The sequence below is a fragment of the Mycobacteroides sp. CBMA 271 genome, from assembly GCF_009729205.1.
In the GTDB taxonomy this organism is placed as follows: domain Bacteria; phylum Actinomycetota; class Actinomycetes; order Mycobacteriales; family Mycobacteriaceae; genus Mycobacterium.
Window position 1 is genome coordinate 284,950 of sequence record NZ_VTHB01000008.1, and the last position, 16,535, is coordinate 301,484.

Here is a 16,535-nt window from a genome sequence, read left to right on the forward strand (position 1 = left end):
CCGGTGCCCTACTGGGTGACGCCGGTACCGCCCGCGCTGAAACCGGGCGCCATCCCGCTGCGACCGCTGGATCTTTCCTCGCTCTACAACGGCGCCATCGAGGCGATCCGCGCCAACCCCAAGGCGACCGTCGGCCTAACCGCCGTCGTCGTCATCATCAGTCAGCTGGTCACCTTCGCCCTGCAGGCCGGGCCCATCGCCGGCCTTCTCAGCGGCGCAGCCGGCTTCGCCCCGGACAGTGACGACGCCTTTACCGCCTCCCTTGGGATCGGCTACTTCGGCGGAGCGGTCATCGGCTTCGCCGTCACCTTCCTGGTCAGCATCGTGCTCAGCGGCATGCTGACGGTCACCATCGGGCGGTCCGTCTTCGGCGAACGCACCACACCCAGCGAGGCCTGGCATCGCGCAAAACCGCGGATCTGGGCCCTGATCGGACTTGCCCTCATCTCCGGGCTGTTACTCGTCGTGCCCGTCGCGTTCGGCATCGCCGCGGTGGTTGGACTGGCGCTGAGCGTCGGACCCGCGGGCGCGATTCCGGCCGGATTCGTGCTGACGTTCGCCTACATAGCGTTGTACCTATATCTGGTTCCTGTTTTCGCTCTGGCCTCCCCGGTACTGATACTGGAACGCAAAACCGTCTTCGGGGCACTCGGTAGGTCGGTATCGTTGGCACGCAAGGGTTTCTGGCGGCTGCTGGGCATCCTGCTACTCACCTCGTTCATCGTCGGTTTTATAGCGGGCATCCTGGGGGCTCCCTTCAGCGTCGGCGGCCAGGTCGCGATGGGAATGGGCACCGACAAAAGCAGTGGCGGCGCGATGATCCTCGGTTTGGCGCTGACCACAATCGGCGCCATCATCGCCCAGATCATCACGCTGCCCTTCAATTCCGCAGTCAAGGTGCTGCTGTACACCGACCAGCGGATGCGCTGCGAGGCATTCGATCTCGTGCTGCAGACCGAGACCAGGACGCGCGAACGCCTAGGTCAGCCGGGAGTCGACCCCGACCTGTTGTGGCTGCCCGCGCAACTACCGGCTCAGGTGTAATGCCGGCCGTCGACGTCGACCGCGAAACGGCGGCCGACGCTGCCCAACGCGAACTCGCCAAACCGATCTACGAACATCCCTCGCCGCTGGATCGCTTTGCCACCTGGCTCGCGGAACGCCTGGACGACTTGGAGTTCCGGGCCGGTCACGTTCCCGGCGGCTGGTTCACCATCCTGGTGACGACGCTCATCGTGATCGCCGTCGTGGTGCTCCTGGTCCGGATCGCCCGCAGGTCCGTCCGTACCAAGGGCGCCGATTTCGGCCTGTTCGAATCCGGCGAGCTCACCGCGGCACAGCACCGGGTCGACGCGGAACTCGCAGCTTCCCAGGGTGACTGGGCATCGGCCATTCGACACCGGTTGCGTGCGGTCGCGCGCCAACTTGAGGAACGCACCATCCTGACGCCGGTTCCGGGCCGCACTGCCAACGAGCTGGCCACCGACGCGGGCCGCGAGCTGCCCTCCCTGTCACAGGAATTCCGTTCCTGTGCAGAGATCTTCAATGACGTCAGCTACGGCGACCGTCCAGGCACGCTGCAGTCCTACCGTCAGATCGCCGACCTGGACGACCACATCCGCGACGCACCAGTCCTCGTGGGGTCCGCCAAAACAGACGCCGCTACGGGATGGGAGGCGGTGCGGTGATCCAGGACACTGCGGTATCTCCTCGCCTGCGCGACCGCTGGCGCACCTGGGCATTCGCGCTCGCCGCGCTGACCGGCATCATCATCACCGCCTTCCTCGTGTCCAAACCGCCTCGGCCCGAGGGATATCTAGATCCGGAGGCCACCACCCAGCGTGGCGGGCACGCGTTGGCGCAGCTGCTGCGTGACCGCGGTGTCACTATCACCCGCGCCACCACCATCGACCAGGTGCGCGACGCGGTACGTCCCGACAGCCAGCTCATGGTGCTGGACAACGGCAACATCACCGACGAGATACTGGACGTTCTCGTCGACCTGCCGGGGGATCGCCTGCTGCTGACTCCCTTTTCCGACACCCGGGACAGATTGGCCGGGCAGGTTCGGATGACCTCCGTGAAGGGCGACAGCATTGCCGAGCCCGACTGCGACCTGCGAGAAGCTCAGCGTGCCGGGGTAATTCGCCGGTACATCGGACCCACCTACACATTCACCGTCCCGGGGCCCGGCCAGGTCAGCTGCTACGGCGGCACCGTGGTGCGCTACACCGAGAAGGGCCGCACCGTCACCGTGCTGGGCGACGACACCATCATGGCCAACCTGCAACTGGCCAAACAAGGCAATGCGGCGCTCGCCATGAACCTCGCCGGCCGTTCCTCCCATCTGGTCTGGTACGTCCCCGAACGGCCCAAGGTGGGTACCAGCGCCCAACCGAAATCCGTGGGCGACCTGATCCCCGACCAGGTCACCATGGCCGTCTGGCAGCTCTGCATTGTGGTGCTGCTACTGGCCATCTGGCGCGGTCGCCGTTTGGGTCCCGTTGTCACCGAGAAACTTCCGGTGATCGTGCGGGCCTCGGAAACCACCGAAGGGCGGGGCCGGCTGTACCGGTCACGTCGCGCCCGCGACCTCGCCTCCGAATCGCTGCGGGAGGCGGCGCGGTACCGGATCGTCCGCCGGCTCGGCCTCCCGGTTGACGTGACGCCGCAGGTGATCACCACCACGGTTGCGCAGCGAATCGGCCGCAATCCCACCGAGATTCACTACCTATTGTTCGGCCCCGTCCCCTCGGATGACCAACAGCTCACCGAACTGACCCGACAACTGGATATTCTAGAAAGGCAGGTCCGCGACTCGTGACCCAAGCAACAATCACCGAGGACGCCGCACGCAACGCCCTGGCCGCGTTGCGTCAACAAATCGCCACCGTGGTCGTCGGACAAGACGCGGTGGTCAGCGGCCTGGTCGTCGCGCTGCTGTGCCGCGGTCACGTTCTCCTGGAAGGCGTCCCGGGTGTCGCGAAAACCCTTTTGGTGCGTACGCTTTCGGCGGCGCTATCGCTGGATTTCAAGCGCGTGCAGTTCACCCCCGACCTCATGCCCGGCGACGTCACAGGTTCTCTGGTGTACGACGCACGCACCGCCGCATTCGAATTCCGGGCCGGTCCGGTGTTCACCAACCTGCTGCTGGCCGACGAGATCAACCGCACGCCCCCGAAGACCCAGGCCTCACTGCTGGAGGCCATGGAGGAACGTCAGGTGACCGTCGACGGCACCCCGCGCCCGCTGCCGGATCCGTTCATCGTAGCCGCGACCCAGAACCCCATCGAATATGAGGGCACCTACCAGCTGCCCGAGGCCCAGCTCGACCGCTTCCTAATGAAGCTCAATGTGTCTCTGCCGGAACGTGATCAGGAGATTGCGATCCTGGAGCGGCATGCTCAGGGTTTCGATCCCCGCAACCTCTCTCATGTCACGCCGGTGGCCTCTGCCGCCGATCTCGAGGCCGGACGCAAAGCGGTGGCCCAGGTGATGCTGGCCCCCGAGGTACTCGCCTATGTGGTCGACGTCATCCGCGCGACCCGCCAGTCGCCCTCGCTGCAACTCGGCGCCTCGCCCCGCGCGGCCACGGCACTGCTGGCGACCTCGCGTGCGTGGGCGTGGCTTTCCGGCCGCAACTACGTCACCCCCGACGATGTCAAGGCGATGGCCCGCCCTACCCTGCGCCATCGGATCGGGCTGCGTCCGGAGGCCGAGCTGGAAGGCGCCACCGCGGACCGGGTTCTGGACGGCATCCTCGTCACGGTGCCGGTGCCGCGCTAGTGATCCTCACCGGACGCACGGGATTGGTGGCGCTGCTCGGTGCGCTGCTGATTCTGTTGTCGCCGTGGCCGGTTCGACTGTTCTGGCTGCTCCTGTTGGCGCTCACTGTGTTGATAGTCATCGACATCCTCGTCGCGGCCAGCCCACGGCGGCTCACCTTCGTCAGGTCGGGTCCCGATTCCATCCGGCTCGGCGAGCCCACCGATATCGCGCTACAGATCCAGAATCCCGGCCGCCGGGTTCGCGGATGGGTCCGCGACAGCTGGGCGCCGAGCATGCGGGCCACCCCGCGGGCGCATCGGCTGGATCTGCGCACCGGCGAACGCGCCCGGGTCGTCACCGCGCTGCGCCCCTTGCGCCGCGGCGACCACAAACCCGCGACAGTCACCGTCCGCACGGTGGGTCCGCTCGGGCTGGCCGGACGGCAAGGGCGCCACGATGTCCCGTGGCAGCTGCGGGTGCTGCCCCCGTTCCTGAGCCGCAAGCATCTGCCGTCCCGGCTGGCCAAGCTGCGTGAGCTGGAAGGCGCAATTCCGGTGCTGATCCGTGGGCAGGGCACCGAATTCGATTCGCTGCGTGAGTATGTGGTCGGCGACGATGTCCGCTCCATCGACTGGCGTGCCTCCGCGCGACGCAACGATGTGGTGGTCCGCACCTGGCGTCCCGAGCGGGATCGCCGGATTCTCGTCGTCCTGGACACCGGCCGCACCTCGGCGGGCCGCATCGGCGTCGACCCCACCTCGGGTGATCCGTCCGGATGGCCGCGGCTGGACTGGTCGATGGATGCCGCATTGCTGTTGGTGGCATTGGCATCTCGCGCCGGCGATCGGGTGGATTTCCTGGCCCACGACCGCGCGGTGCGGTCGCAGGTGTCCGGGGCGTCGCGTAATGAATTGCTACCGTTGGTGGTCAACGCGATGGCGCCCCTGGAGCCCTCGCTCATCGAGTCGGACGCGCGCGATCTGGTGGCCACCATCCGCCGCCGGTCACGTCACCGCTCCCTCATCGTGCTGCTGACCGACCTGAACCCGGCGGCACTCGATGAGGGCCTGCTCCCGCTGCTTCCCCAGCTGACCAGCCATCACCATCTGCTGGTGGCCGCGGTTAGCGATCCACGGGTCGAGGCCATGGTGACGCCCGAGAACGCCACAGATCCAAGAACATTGGACGTCGAACAGGTCTATGACGCGGCTGCCGCCGAACGGACCCGCGGTGAACGTCGCCGCATTGTCACGCTGCTACGCCGCCAAGGTGTCGAGGTCGTCGACGCCCCGCCCGAGGAAATCGCCCCCGCGCTCGCGGACCGGTACTTGTCGTTGAAGGCATCCGGACGCCTGTAAAGGTCACGCGGCCGGCGCGTAGTCCGGAGCGTTTTCGATATCACCGGATTCGTTGTCGGCCACCCCGCGCCGTCCGAGGATCACCACATACGCCAGAAACAACCCCTCGGCAATCACGCCAATGCCGATACGCGCGAAGGTCGGTAGCGACGACGGGGTGACCAACGCCTCGATGAGACCGCTCACCAGCAGCACCGCGACCAGTCCGCCTGCCACGGACATGACGGCCCGGCCCTGCTCGGCGAGCACCTGGCCGCGGGGACGATCGCCGGGGTCGATAACCTTCCAGCCCAATCGCATTCCGGCACCCGCGGCGAGGAAGACGGCGGTCAGTTCCAGCAGGCCGTGCGGCAGGATGAGACCGAAGAAGATGTCGCCCCGGCCCGCCGCCACCATCAACCCGCCGGCCAGGCCGACATTCGCCGCGTTCATGAACAACACGTACGGGATGGGGATACCGAGCACCACGGCGAAGATGATGCACTGCGCCGCCACCCACGAGTTGTTGATCCACACGTGCAGCGCGAACGACGCCGCCGGGTGCTCGCTGTAGTAGTTCTCGAAGTCCTCGTTGACGAGCTGCGCAATCTCGTCCGGAGTGCCTATCACCGACTGCAATTCGGGGGAATGCACCACCCAGATGCCGATGGCGACGGCCACCGCCATCGACCCGACCGTCGCGGCGAGCCACCAGCGCCAACTGCGGTACGCAACCACCGGAAAGGACACCGTCCAGAAACGAATGAAATGACGCCACAGCGGGGCACTCTCACCCGTCACCGCGGAGCGCGCCCGGGCAACCAACATCGACAGCCGCCCTACCACCGCCGGATCCCCCGACGCCGATCGCACGGTCGACAGATGTGTCGAGACCTTCTGGTACAGCTCGACCAGCTCATCGATCTCTGATCCGGCCAGGTGGCGTCTGCGCTTGAACAGCTCCTCCAGCCGATCCCACGTCCCCCGGTGGGTGGCGACGAATGCGTCCACGTCCATCTGGCAAATACTAGTATTCTCGGGTCATGTCGGAGTTGGTGACGGGGGACGCCGTTGTCTTGGACGTCGAGGTGGCCCAGCTTCCCGTGCGGGTCGTGTCCGCGTTCATCGACATCTTCGTCCAAATGGTGGTGCTGTACGCGGGGGTCTTCGTCGTCGCGTTCTCGATGGCCTCGTTCGACGAGGCACTGTTCGGGGCGCTGAGCATCATCTACGTGGTGCTGGCGTTGGTCGGCTACCCGGTCATCTGGGAGATGTCCACCCGCGGACGTTCCCTGGGCAAGATGGCGATGGGTCTCCGGGTGGTGTCAGAGGACGGCGGCCCGGAACGGTTGCGGCAGGCCGTCATCCGCGCTCTTGCGGCGGTCGTGGAGATTTTCATGTTCGCGGGTGCGCCAGCCGTGATCAGCAGCCTGGTGTCCGCCAAGGGGAAACGCCTCGGCGATATCTTCGCTGGCACCATGGTGATCAGCGAGCGCGGCCCCAAACTGCCTCCGCCACCGGTGATGCCGCCGCAGTTGGCGGCCTGGGCGCAGACGCTGCAACTGTCCGGGCTCAGCGTCGGTCAGGCCAATCTGGCTCGCCAGTTCCTCAATCGCGCTGGGCAGTTGGCGCCGCAGACCAGGGAACAGATGCTGTTCCAGATCTCCACCGACGTGCTCGCCAGCATCGCGCCGCCGCCCCCGCCGGGCACTCCCCCGCAGTTCATGCTCGCCGCGGTGCTGGCCGAACGCCATCGTCGCGCGTTGGATCAGATGCAGCCGGCCTATCCCCCGACGTCTTTCCCTGCCCCGGCGCCCGGTCCGCCGGCACCGTCACCTGCAGTCTCTTCTGCCCCCGAATCTGGCACGGATTCTTCGGGTTTCGCCACTCCTGGCTGATCCCCGGGGGATTTCTTCGCGTAGAGCGCGCCGCCGATGGACGCCACGGCAATAGTGATGAGGGCACCGAGGATCAACGCCGCCGCCTCGCCATGGAACAGCGACTGCCGCTCCTCACCAATCGCGGCCGCGGCGATGGGCACGCCAAGCTGAGCCGCTGCCAGCGCACCGAGCGATAGCGGCTGACCGAAGAGCCGGCTGACCATATGAGCGAGCACGGCCGCGGCACCCAAACCCAACCCGAGCAGCATGAGCTTGGGGTTCTCACCGAGCTCGCGCACGTGCAACGATGCCCCGAGCCACACAAAAAAGAGCGGCGCGAAGAAGCCCTCCGTAACGCCAAAGAGCTGCTTGGCCAGCCTGCGCGGCTCACCAATACCCGATACGACGAGCCCCAAGGCGAACCCCGCCAGCATTTTCGACACGTGCGTTCCCACCGCCAGCGCGGCGAGCCCGAAGACGATCACCAGGCTGACGCGCAGCTCCATCGCCACCTGACGTTGCTTCGAGTAGTGGTGGAACCGGTCGAGCTGCCCGGCGTGATCCAGCGCACGCAGGATGACGAACAGGAGGCCCGCGCACGCGATGACGGCGACCGCACCCACCGCTGCACGGGGAGCATTCTTGAGGTCGATCACCAAGGGCAGCAAGACAATCGATGCGGTGTCGGCTATGGCCACCTGCGCCGTGGCGCTCAGCACCTTGGGGCCTTCGAGTCCCAGTGAGTCGATGATCGGCAGGACCAGCGCCGCCGATGACGAGGCAATCAGCACTGCATACAGCGGCGCATGCCCGGTATTAAACGCATTGGCCAGCAGCACGCCCAGCACCGCCGCCACCACCCCGACCACGACGGCGCGCAACGCCGCCCTGGGCAACGCCGACACCATCGTTTTGTCGCGCACCGGGACATGAGTCCCTGCCACGAACATCACCAGCACAAACCCGACATCTGCGAACATCGTGAACGTCGGGTCGAAGGCGTCGATCCAGCCGAATCCGGTGCGGCCAATCACGATTCCGGCGATCAGTTCGCCGATGACCACCGGGATTCGTAACCGAGTGTTGAGCGCGAGGGCGGGTCCGACGAGCCCGACGACACCGATGACCGCCAGGGTGGGAAACCCGAAGCCACTCATGGAATTACTTCCAGGAGACCAGATGGCATGGGATATCGGTATTTTCGTCGGTCAGGTAGCTCGCGCAGACACGGTGGTAGCCGTCCGCGATCTCCAGCCGCGAATCGGTCCGGTTATCACCGCGCACGAGCAGGATGGGTGAGAGCGATTTATCCTTTGCGATCTTCGCCAGGTCGCGTGCCACATGGGCGTTTGTCTTCGGCAGCATGTCCAAGCGCGCCGCCCGCAGGATGTCCTTGGCCTTGCGGTGTTCCGCCGGCGCGCCGCGGAGCGCGTCAACCGTGCGGGCGACTGTGTCCGGCTCACCGACAAGCGTCAGGTAGTCGGCCGCCGCCGCGTAGTCGTGGTCCTCGGGTTCATCGAGCCAGTTCACCGTCATGGCGGACACCCTACGACTCCTAGCTGGGAGCGTCCCCCCGATTCGACGCCGCGTCGCCGGTGAAAGTTTTCGTTGCATCACGATCGTTTCCGATATATCGTTATGTATCGAGAGGCGAGATCGCCTCCCCCAAATCAACAAGGAGATACACATGACTTCCCACGAAGAAGGGGCCGAGCAGTTTCGGCCCGACACACCGTTCGGATTCGGCTTCGGATTCGACCCCACCCGTCGCGGACCTGGTCACCCCGGCCATTCCCGTCGTCGCCACCACAGAGACTGCGACCCTCATGGCGAGTCCCACGAACGGGTCTGGGCCGGCCGCCGCGGGCCCGGAGCGTTCATGGACCGTGGCTTCGGGCCGGGGTTCGGACGCGGATTCGGGCCCGGCCCCGGTTTCGGCTTTGGCTTCGGTGACCAGCCCCGCGGACGCGGCCGGGGACGCGGCCAGCGCGGCGACGTCCGGGCCGCCATCCTGGCGCTGCTCGTCGAACGTCCGATGCACGGCTACGAGATGATCCGCGAGATCGCCGAACGCAGCAACAACATCTGGCGTCCGAGCCCCGGTTCGGTCTACCCGACGCTGCAACTGCTCGTCGACGAAGGACTCATCGTCGAGACCGACGGCAGCGGGAGCCGCAAGCAGTTCGAGCTCACCCCTGAAGGCCGAGAAGGCGCTGCCAAATTGGACACCCCGCCCTGGGAGAAGATCAACGACGACGCCGATCCATCGGTGCTCGATCTGCGCTCGGCCCTCGGCCAACTGATGGGCGCGGTCGCGCAGTCGGCACACGCCGCATCACCCGAGCAGCAGCAGCGCATCATCGAGATCGTGAACTCTGCCCGCAAGCAGGTCTACGGCATCCTCGGAGAAACAGAGTGAGACTGTCCTAATTCACCCCACGTGGCCCGTCACGGCCCCTCGTACATCGGGGGCGCCGAGGCGGGCCGCGTCGGCGGTTAGGTCGTCCGGCGCACGCTGCGATTCACGTTCCGCAGCAACACGTTTCTGATAATGCTCCACCTCACGATCAATATCGGCGGCATCCCAGCCGAGCACCGGGGCCACCAACTCGGCGGCCTCCCTGGCCGCGGCATCACCGCGATCCCAGGTCTCGATCGCGATCCGTGTCCGTCGGGCCAGCACATCGTCGAGATGTAGCGCGGCCTCATGGCTGGCGGCATACACGATCTCCGCCTTCAAGTATGACGGCGCTCCCTCCATCGGTAGACCCAGCTTTGGATCACTGTCGATGAGATCGAGCACCTCGTCGATCATCGATCCGTATCGGCCGAGCAGATGTTCGATGGTGTTCACCCGCAGCCCCGTACGGGCCGCCACCCGCTCACGCGCATTCCACAGTGCGCCATAACCTTCGGCCCCCACCAGCGGCACCCGCTCGGTAATCGAATGCGGCACCATGCGCTCCAGGCCGTGCACCGCATGGTCGACCGCATCCTTGGCCATCACGCGGTACGTGGTGTACTTGCCACCCGCGATCATGGTGAGCCCCTTCACCGGACTGGCGACGGCATGCTCCCGTGACAGCTTGCTCGTGGAATCCGACTCGCCCGAAAGCAGTGGCCGCAGGCCGGCATACACGCCCACCACATCGTCGCGATCCAGCGGATCGGCCAACAAGGCGTTGGCATGCGCCAGCAGGTAGTCGATATCGGACTGGCTGGCCGCCGGGTGCGCCAGGTCCAGATCCCAGTCGGTGTCGGTGGTTCCGATGATCCAGTGGCTGCCCCACGGGATGACGAATAGCAGACTCTTCTCGGTGCGGGTGATGATGCCCGCCGATGAATTGATGCGCGCCCTGGGTACCAGAATGTGTACACCCTTGGACGCGCGCACGTTGAATTGTCCTCGGCCACCGACCATCTGCTGAATCTCGTCGGTCCACACACCGGCGGCGTTGATGGTCTGCCGGGCGCGAACCTCGAACTCACGGCCGCTCTCCAGGTCACGGACCCGGGCGCCGATCACCTCGTCGCGCTCGCGCAGAAAACCGATCACGCGGGTGCTCGTGGCGCACAGTGCCCCGTAACGTGCGGCGGTTCGGGCCAGCGTCATGGTGTGACGGGCGTCGTCAACCTGCCCTTCGTAGAACTTGATGGCACCGCGCACAGTGGAGCGGTTGACGGATGGGAACGCCTCAATCGTCTTGTGCCGTCCCAGGTGCCGCATGTGCGACGGCACCCCGCGACCGGCACCCATGAGGTCGTACACCCCGATGCCCAACCCGGCATAGGCCCTGTCGATCACCGGAGCCGAGAGCGGGTACAGGAACGGAACGGGCCGGGCCAGGTGTGGTGCCAGGGTCTTGAGCACCAGCTGCCGCTCGCGCAGCGCCTCGAACACCAACGCGAAGTTGAACTGTTCGAGATAGCGCAGCCCACCATGAAACAGCTTGGAGGAGCGGCTCGACGTACCCGCCGCATAGTCGCGCGCCTCCACCAAGCCGGTCGTCAATCCACGGGTTACCGCGTCCAGCGCGATGCCCGACCCGGTGACGCCGCCACCGATGACGAGAATGTCCAGCTCGTCGGCCTCCAGTCGGGCCAGCGCCGCAGCACGGCCCGCTGGGCTCAATGGTTCCATTTTCGCGCTCATGAAACATCCACCCAATCCAGTGTGCGCTGCACGGCCTTCTTCCAGCCCGCATATCCTTCGGCGCGCTGCTCTTCGGTGATCGACGAGCTCCACCGCTTGTCTTCCTGCCAGTTCTGCCGCAGATCGTCGGCGTCCTTCCAGAAGCCGACGGCCAGCCCGGCCGCATACGCGGCGCCTAGCGCGGTGGTCTCGGCGACAACGGGTTTGACGACATCCACACCCAGGGTGTCGGCCTGGATTTGCATACACAGCGTGTTCGCGGTGATACCGCCATCCACCTTGAGCACCTCCATGCGGACACCCGAGTCGGCTTCCATGGCCTCAACCACCTCGCGGCTCTGGTAGCAGATCGCCTCCAGGGTCGCGCGCGCCAGATGTGCATTGGTGTTGAACCGCGACATGCCTACGATGGCGCCGCGCGCGTCCGAACGCCAGTACGGTGCAAACAATCCCGAGAATGCGGGGACGAAGTACATGCCGCCGCTGTCCGGCACCTGGCGAGCCAAATCCTCGCTCTGCGCCGCACCGCTGATGATGCCGAGCTGGTCGCGCAACCATTGGACCGCCGAACCGGTGACCGCGATGGAACCCTCCAACGCGTACGCCGGCTTGTTGTCCCCAAATTGGTAACAGACGGTGGTCAACAACCCGTTGCGTGAGCGGACCAGTTCTTCACCGGTATTGAGCAACAAGAAGTTTCCGGTGCCATAGGTGTTCTTCGCCTCGCCGGGGCTCAGGCACACCTGTCCCACCATCGCCGCCTGCTGATCACCGAGGTTGCCGGCGATGGGCACCTCACCGCCGAGCGGCCCCAGCTGCGTCGTAAAGCCAAACGGCTCAACCGGCGACGATGCCTTGATCGGAGGAAGCATCCGGCGCGGAATAGAAAAGAACGACAGCAGCTCGTCATCCCAGTCCAGGGTCTCCAGGTTCATCAGCATCGTGCGGCTGGCATTGGTCACGTCGGTGACGTGCACCCCGCTGCGGATACCGCCGGTGAGGTTCCAGATCACCCAGCTATCGGGGGTGCCGAAAAGCGCGTCGCCGTTCTCCGCGTCGCGGCGCACGCCATCGATGTTCTCCAGAATCCACTGCAGCTTGCCGCCGGAAAAGTAAGTGGCAGGAGGTAATCCAGCCTTCTCACGAATGACGTCACCGCGCCCGTCACGATCCAGTGCCGTCGCGATCTTGTCGGTGCGGGTGTCTTGCCAGACAATGGCATTGCAATATGGCCTGCCGGTATGCCGATTCCACACCACGGCGGTCTCTCGTTGATTGGTCACCCCTACCGCGGCGAGATCACTGGCACTCAACCCGGTGACGTTGAGCGATGTGGCCAGCACCGACCAGGCCCGCTCCCAAATCTCCACCGGGTTGTGTTCCACCCAACCCGCCTGCGGCAGGATCTGCTGATGCTCCAGCTGGTGACGGCCCACCTCCTCACCGCGGTGGTTGAAGATCATGGCACGCGTGCTCGTCGTGCCCTGATCGATTGATGCCACGAAATCAGCCATTGGCGAACTCCTCGGTATCCGAAGGTGATTGGCTCACTGGATCGTCATCTACAGGTAGGAATGGTTCCACAAGGTATCGATATAGCGCGGCGCCCAGGAGACCACCGACCAGTGGTCCGACGATCGGCACCCACCAGTACTGGGCGCCGTGCTGGTCTAAAAATGCGGTCTCATATCCGGTGAGATAGGACGCGAGCCGGGGGCCGAAGTCACGGGCCGGGTTAATCGCGTACCCAGCGATCGATCCCCAGGCCATGCCCAGCCCCACCACCACCCCGCCGATCGCAAACGGCGCGAGACTCTCGGGCATGCGGACATTGCGCCGGTCGGTGATGGCGAAGATCAGAAACAACAGGATGGCGGTGCCAATAATCTGGTCGCGTAGTCCGCCCCACAGGCTCACGTCGAGCGCACCGTTACCCGGAAGCGTGGAGAAGACACCCTGCGATGCAATGGTGTGTCCGGGGTCGACGGCTGCCAGCACGCTGCCATAGTTCCACCGCACCAATAGTGCCGCCACGAATGCTCCGCCGGTCTGAGCAGCGATGAACGGCAGCACCTGTTTCCAAGGGAATCCACGGAAGGTCGCCAACGCCACGGTGACCGCCGGGTTGAGATGAGCACCGGATATCCGACCAGCGGTGAACATGCCCAGCATGACGCCGATTCCCCAGGCCCAGGCAATGGAGTTGTGGTTGCCGTAATCCTGGTCGCCCGCCGTGACCACCTGCGCAACGACCCCTACGCCAAAGAGAATCAAGATCAGCGTGCCGACGAACTCCGCGGCGAGCTGGCCCAGGTGCCTCATGCCTTTGAATCTAGGGGCGGGGTCTAAGAGACACGCCCGAAACGCCGAACAGGCCCCCGCAAGCGAGGGCCTGTTCGTGACAAGAACGAGCTACTTCCAGGGTTCGACCTGGTCGCGCACCAGGTCGATGCTCCACGGTCCGTCGGTCTCGGCGGTATCGGTCACCGACCAACCCTTGAGACGCTGAATGGATCCACCGGTCACCTTGAACACCTGTCCGGTCCACGGGTTCTTCTCTGTGCTCAGGTATGCCACCAGCGGGGAGATGTTGGCGGGGCTAAACATATCGAACTGACCCTCATCAACCGGGGCCGCGAAGATCGCACCCATACCCGGGGTGGCCAACGTCAGCCTGGTTCGGGCAACGGGAGCAATGGCATTCACCTTGACTCCGTACCGCTCCAACTCGGCGGCCGCGACACAGGACAACGCCGCGATACCCGCCTTGGCGGCACCGTAGTTTCCCTGACCCGGATTCGGCAGTGTCACACCAGAATCCGACGCCGTATTCACGACGGTGGCCTTGACATCGGCACCGGCCTTCGACTGGTCCTTCCAGTACTTGGCCGCATGATGCAGCACCGAGAAATGCCCCTTGAGGTGTACCTGGATCACCGAATCCCACAGGTCCTCCTCGAGCCCGGCGATGAAACCGTCGCGCAGAATGCCTGCGTTGTTCACCACCGAATCCAGTCGGCCATACGTCTCGACGGCCTGGTTGACCAAGTTGGCGGCCCCGGACCAGGTGGAGATGTTGTCGGTGTTGGCAACGGCTTTGCCTCCGGCGGCGGTGATCTCGTCGACAACCTCCTGTGCGGGCCCCACATCCGACCCACTGCCGTCGTTGGCTCCGCCGAGGTCGTTGACGACCACCGACGCGCCTTCCTTGGCGAAGAGCAAGGCATGCTCGCGACCGATGCCTCGTCCGGCACCGGTGATGACCGCTACCCGTCCCTCAAGCTGTCCCATGTTGTGTTTCCCTTCCCGTTAAGCGATTACGGCGCGGCCGTTTTTGATGACAAGGTCCTCGCCGACATTGGTCTCGTACGAGTAGGTACCGGCGGCACCGTTGGTCCAGAAATTGGTGGTGATGTCCTGCCCGGGCAGCACCGGCTTAGCGAATCGCACTGCCAACTCCTTGAGCCTCTCGGTGCGTGAATCGGCCAGCTCAGTCAGCGCCGCCCATGACGTGAATGCCATGGTGCACAACCCATGCGCGATGATTCCGGGCAACCCCGCCGCCACCGCGGCGTCGTTGTCGAGGTGAATCGGCATCGGGTCACCGGAGGCCGGGCTGTATCGGAACGTTTGGTCGTCGTCGACGTGTTGGGTCACTGTCGCCGACGGGCCACTGCCCTTGATCGCCTCGTCCAGCACGATGCTGGGACCCAGCTCGCCGCGCGTCTCGCCCACGTCGTACTTGCGGAAGAAGAACGTGACGTACTGCTCGTTAACCAGATCGCCCGCTGCGTCCCGCGTTTCGGCATAGACCGTGCCGCGGGTGCCGTTCTCCATGCCTTCGTAGCCGGTCATTTTTGACTTGGCCACCAGCATGTCGCCGGGCTTGATGGGCCGGTGAAATTTGAAGAACTGCTCACCGTGCACCACGCGCGGAATCAGTTGGTAAGGAACGACACTCATCGTCGTCCCGACAAGCGACTGGAAGATAGGCACCACCGCGAAGACCGGGGGCGCCACCTCTCCCTTCCGATGCTCCTCAATCGGATCGTTGGTGGCTTCGGCATAGGCGATCAGGCGGTCCTTGTCGACCTCGATGGTCGTCTCTTCACCCCACTGATCCAGGCCGTCGTTGTTGAAGGGGTACTTGGTATCAGCCATGATTCCCAGCCCCTTTCAGCGATTCGCCGGCTTGTAGGCGGTGATGACGCAGGCGCCACCGAGGCCGAGGTTGTGCTGCAGTGCGACCTGCGCACCATCGACCTGACGCTGGTCCGCGTCCCCGCGCAGCTGCCAGGTGAGCTCGGCGCACTGCGCCAGGCCGGTGGCCCCGAGCGGATGTCCCTTGGAGATCAGGCCACCGGACGGATTGACCACCCAACGCCCGCCATAGGTGGTGTCACCGTTATCGATCAGCTTGCCGCCGTCGCCCTCGGGGCACAGGCCAAGCGCCTCGTAGGTGATCAGTTCATTGGCGGAGAAGCAATCGTGCAGCTCGATGACATCGATGTCCTCGGCCGAAATCTGCGCCTGCTCATAGACTTTCTGCGCCGCCAGCTTGGCCATATCGTAGCCCACCAGGGTGATCGCCGACTTCGATTCCAGGGTTCCCGGGATATCGGTGGTCATGGCCTGGCCGACGATCTCCACCGCCCGGTCACCGAGCCCGTTCTCGTCCACGTACCGCTCGGAGGCCAGGATGGCCGCACCGGATCCGTCGGAGGTCGGCGAGCACTGCAGCTTGGTGAGGGGCTCGTAGATCATCTTGGCGTCCAAGATGTCTTGCAGCGAATACTCCTCCTGGAACTGCGCATACGGGTTGTTGACCGAATGCTTGTGGTTCTTGTAACCGATCTTGGCGAAGTGCTCGGCGGTGGTGCCGTACTTCTGCATGTGCTCGCGGCCGGCCGCGCCAAACATCCAGGGCGCGGGCGGGAACGCGAAATCGAACAATCCGGCCAGGGCTTCGATGTGTCGCTGCATGGGCTGCTCGCGGTCGGTAAAGGTCGCACCCAAGGAACCGGGCTGCATCTTCTCGAACCCGAGAGCCAGCGTGACGTCCGCGAGGCCACCACGGATCGCTTGGGCCGCGTTGAACAGTGCGGTCGAACCCGTCGAACAGTTGTTGTTGACGTTGGTGACCGGGATGCCGGACATTCCGAGTTCATAGACCGCGCGCTGGCCGGAGGTGGATTCGCCGGCGCAGTACCCGACGTAGGCGGCCTCCACCTTGTCGTAGTCGATACCGGCGTCGGCCAGCGCCTTGGTGCCCGACTCCTTGGCCATGGCCGGGTAGTCCCAACCTTCGCGTCGTCCTGGTTTCTCGAACTTCGTCATCCCGACGCCGATCACGAAGACCTTTTCCAAAACCTTTGGCGAACCCTTTGGGGGCATCTT

At 65.0% G+C, this 16,535-nt stretch carries 16 protein-coding genes; 7 read left to right on the forward strand and 9 right to left on the reverse strand.

Annotated features, from left to right (window positions below; all coding sequences use genetic code 11):
• Positions 1 to 3 precede the first annotated feature (3 nt).
• From FZI91_RS21375 to FZI91_RS21395, 5 genes are read left to right on the forward strand one after another with little or no spacing between them, the layout of a single operon-like run.
• A complete protein-coding gene (locus tag FZI91_RS21375; RefSeq protein WP_162526665.1) occupies positions 4 to 1,044 on the forward strand; it encodes a hypothetical protein in 1,041 nt (346 codons plus the stop codon).
• A complete protein-coding gene (locus tag FZI91_RS21380; RefSeq protein ID WP_155941085.1) occupies positions 1,044 to 1,688 on the forward strand; it encodes a DUF4129 domain-containing protein in 645 nt (214 codons plus the stop codon). Before FZI91_RS21375 ends, FZI91_RS21380 begins: the two co-directional genes overlap by 1 nt.
• Positions 1,670 to 2,824: a DUF4350 domain-containing protein gene (locus FZI91_RS21385; protein ID WP_155941086.1), complete on the forward strand. Its 1,155-nt coding sequence runs from the start codon at positions 1,670 to 1,672 to the stop codon at positions 2,822 to 2,824. Before FZI91_RS21380 ends, FZI91_RS21385 begins: the two co-directional genes overlap by 19 nt.
• Positions 2,821 to 3,786, forward strand: coding sequence for a MoxR family ATPase (locus FZI91_RS21390; RefSeq protein ID WP_162526644.1), 966 nt, complete (start codon positions 2,821 to 2,823; stop codon positions 3,784 to 3,786). The genes FZI91_RS21385 and FZI91_RS21390 overlap by 4 nt, the downstream gene beginning before the upstream one ends.
• Positions 3,786 to 5,126: a DUF58 domain-containing protein gene (locus FZI91_RS21395; protein WP_162526645.1), complete on the forward strand. Its 1,341-nt coding sequence runs from the start codon at positions 3,786 to 3,788 to the stop codon at positions 5,124 to 5,126. Before FZI91_RS21390 ends, FZI91_RS21395 begins: the two co-directional genes overlap by 1 nt.
• 3 nt (positions 5,127 to 5,129) lie before the next feature.
• On the opposite strand, the gene FZI91_RS21400 is transcribed toward FZI91_RS21395, so the two are convergent.
• The gene (locus FZI91_RS21400) at positions 5,130 to 6,122 is read right to left on the reverse strand and encodes a stage II sporulation protein M (RefSeq protein WP_155941087.1); all 993 of its coding nucleotides are present in this window, start codon (positions 6,120 to 6,122) and stop codon (positions 5,130 to 5,132) included.
• A 95-nt stretch (positions 6,123 to 6,217) separates the two neighbouring features.
• On the opposite strand from FZI91_RS21400, the gene FZI91_RS21405 reads away from it, so the two are divergent.
• The gene (locus tag FZI91_RS21405; RefSeq protein WP_309224198.1) at positions 6,218 to 7,003 is read left to right on the forward strand and encodes an RDD family protein; all 786 of its coding nucleotides are present in this window, start codon (positions 6,218 to 6,220) and stop codon (positions 7,001 to 7,003) included.
• Here FZI91_RS21405 and FZI91_RS21410 read toward each other — a convergent pair.
• Both FZI91_RS21410 and FZI91_RS21415 read right to left on the reverse strand, forming a co-directional pair.
• Positions 6,889 to 8,142, reverse strand: coding sequence for a cation:proton antiporter (locus FZI91_RS21410; protein ID WP_155941089.1), 1,254 nt, complete (start codon positions 8,140 to 8,142; stop codon positions 6,889 to 6,891). The genes FZI91_RS21405 and FZI91_RS21410 overlap by 115 nt on opposite strands.
• A gap of 4 nt (positions 8,143 to 8,146) precedes the next feature.
• Positions 8,147 to 8,521 carry a hypothetical protein gene (locus FZI91_RS21415; RefSeq protein ID WP_155941090.1) on the reverse strand — a complete coding sequence of 125 codons (375 nt, stop codon included), beginning with the start codon at positions 8,519 to 8,521 and terminating at the stop codon, positions 8,147 to 8,149.
• A gap of 151 nt (positions 8,522 to 8,672) precedes the next feature.
• On the opposite strand from FZI91_RS21415, the gene FZI91_RS21420 reads away from it, so the two are divergent.
• The gene (locus FZI91_RS21420) at positions 8,673 to 9,404 is read left to right on the forward strand and encodes a PadR family transcriptional regulator (RefSeq protein ID WP_155941091.1); all 732 of its coding nucleotides are present in this window, start codon (positions 8,673 to 8,675) and stop codon (positions 9,402 to 9,404) included.
• Positions 9,405 to 9,416: 12 nt separating this feature from the next.
• On the opposite strand, the gene FZI91_RS21425 is transcribed toward FZI91_RS21420, so the two are convergent.
• From FZI91_RS21425 to FZI91_RS21450, 6 genes are all read right to left on the reverse strand, one after another.
• The gene (locus FZI91_RS21425; RefSeq protein ID WP_155941092.1) at positions 9,417 to 11,138 is read right to left on the reverse strand and encodes a glycerol-3-phosphate dehydrogenase/oxidase; all 1,722 of its coding nucleotides are present in this window, start codon (positions 11,136 to 11,138) and stop codon (positions 9,417 to 9,419) included.
• On the reverse strand, positions 11,135 to 12,652 hold the full coding sequence (gene glpK, locus FZI91_RS21430) for a glycerol kinase GlpK (RefSeq protein WP_155941093.1): 1,518 nt from the start codon (positions 12,650 to 12,652) through the stop codon (positions 11,135 to 11,137). Before glpK ends, FZI91_RS21425 begins: the two co-directional genes overlap by 4 nt.
• On the reverse strand, positions 12,645 to 13,451 hold the full coding sequence (locus FZI91_RS21435; protein ID WP_155941212.1) for an MIP/aquaporin family protein: 807 nt from the start codon (positions 13,449 to 13,451) through the stop codon (positions 12,645 to 12,647). Before FZI91_RS21435 ends, glpK begins: the two co-directional genes overlap by 8 nt.
• 99 nt (positions 13,452 to 13,550) lie before the next feature.
• Entirely contained in the window at positions 13,551 to 14,429 is an 879-nt protein-coding gene (locus FZI91_RS21440; RefSeq protein WP_155941094.1) for an SDR family oxidoreductase, read from the reverse strand.
• 18 nt (positions 14,430 to 14,447) lie between these two features.
• Positions 14,448 to 15,299 carry a MaoC/PaaZ C-terminal domain-containing protein gene (locus tag FZI91_RS21445; protein WP_155941095.1) on the reverse strand — a complete coding sequence of 284 codons (852 nt, stop codon included), beginning with the start codon at positions 15,297 to 15,299 and terminating at the stop codon, positions 14,448 to 14,450.
• Positions 15,300 to 15,314: 15 nt separating this feature from the next.
• On the reverse strand, positions 15,315 to 16,505 hold the full coding sequence (locus FZI91_RS21450; protein WP_203448882.1) for a lipid-transfer protein: 1,191 nt from the start codon (positions 16,503 to 16,505) through the stop codon (positions 15,315 to 15,317).
• Positions 16,506 to 16,535: the final 30 nt, after the last annotated feature.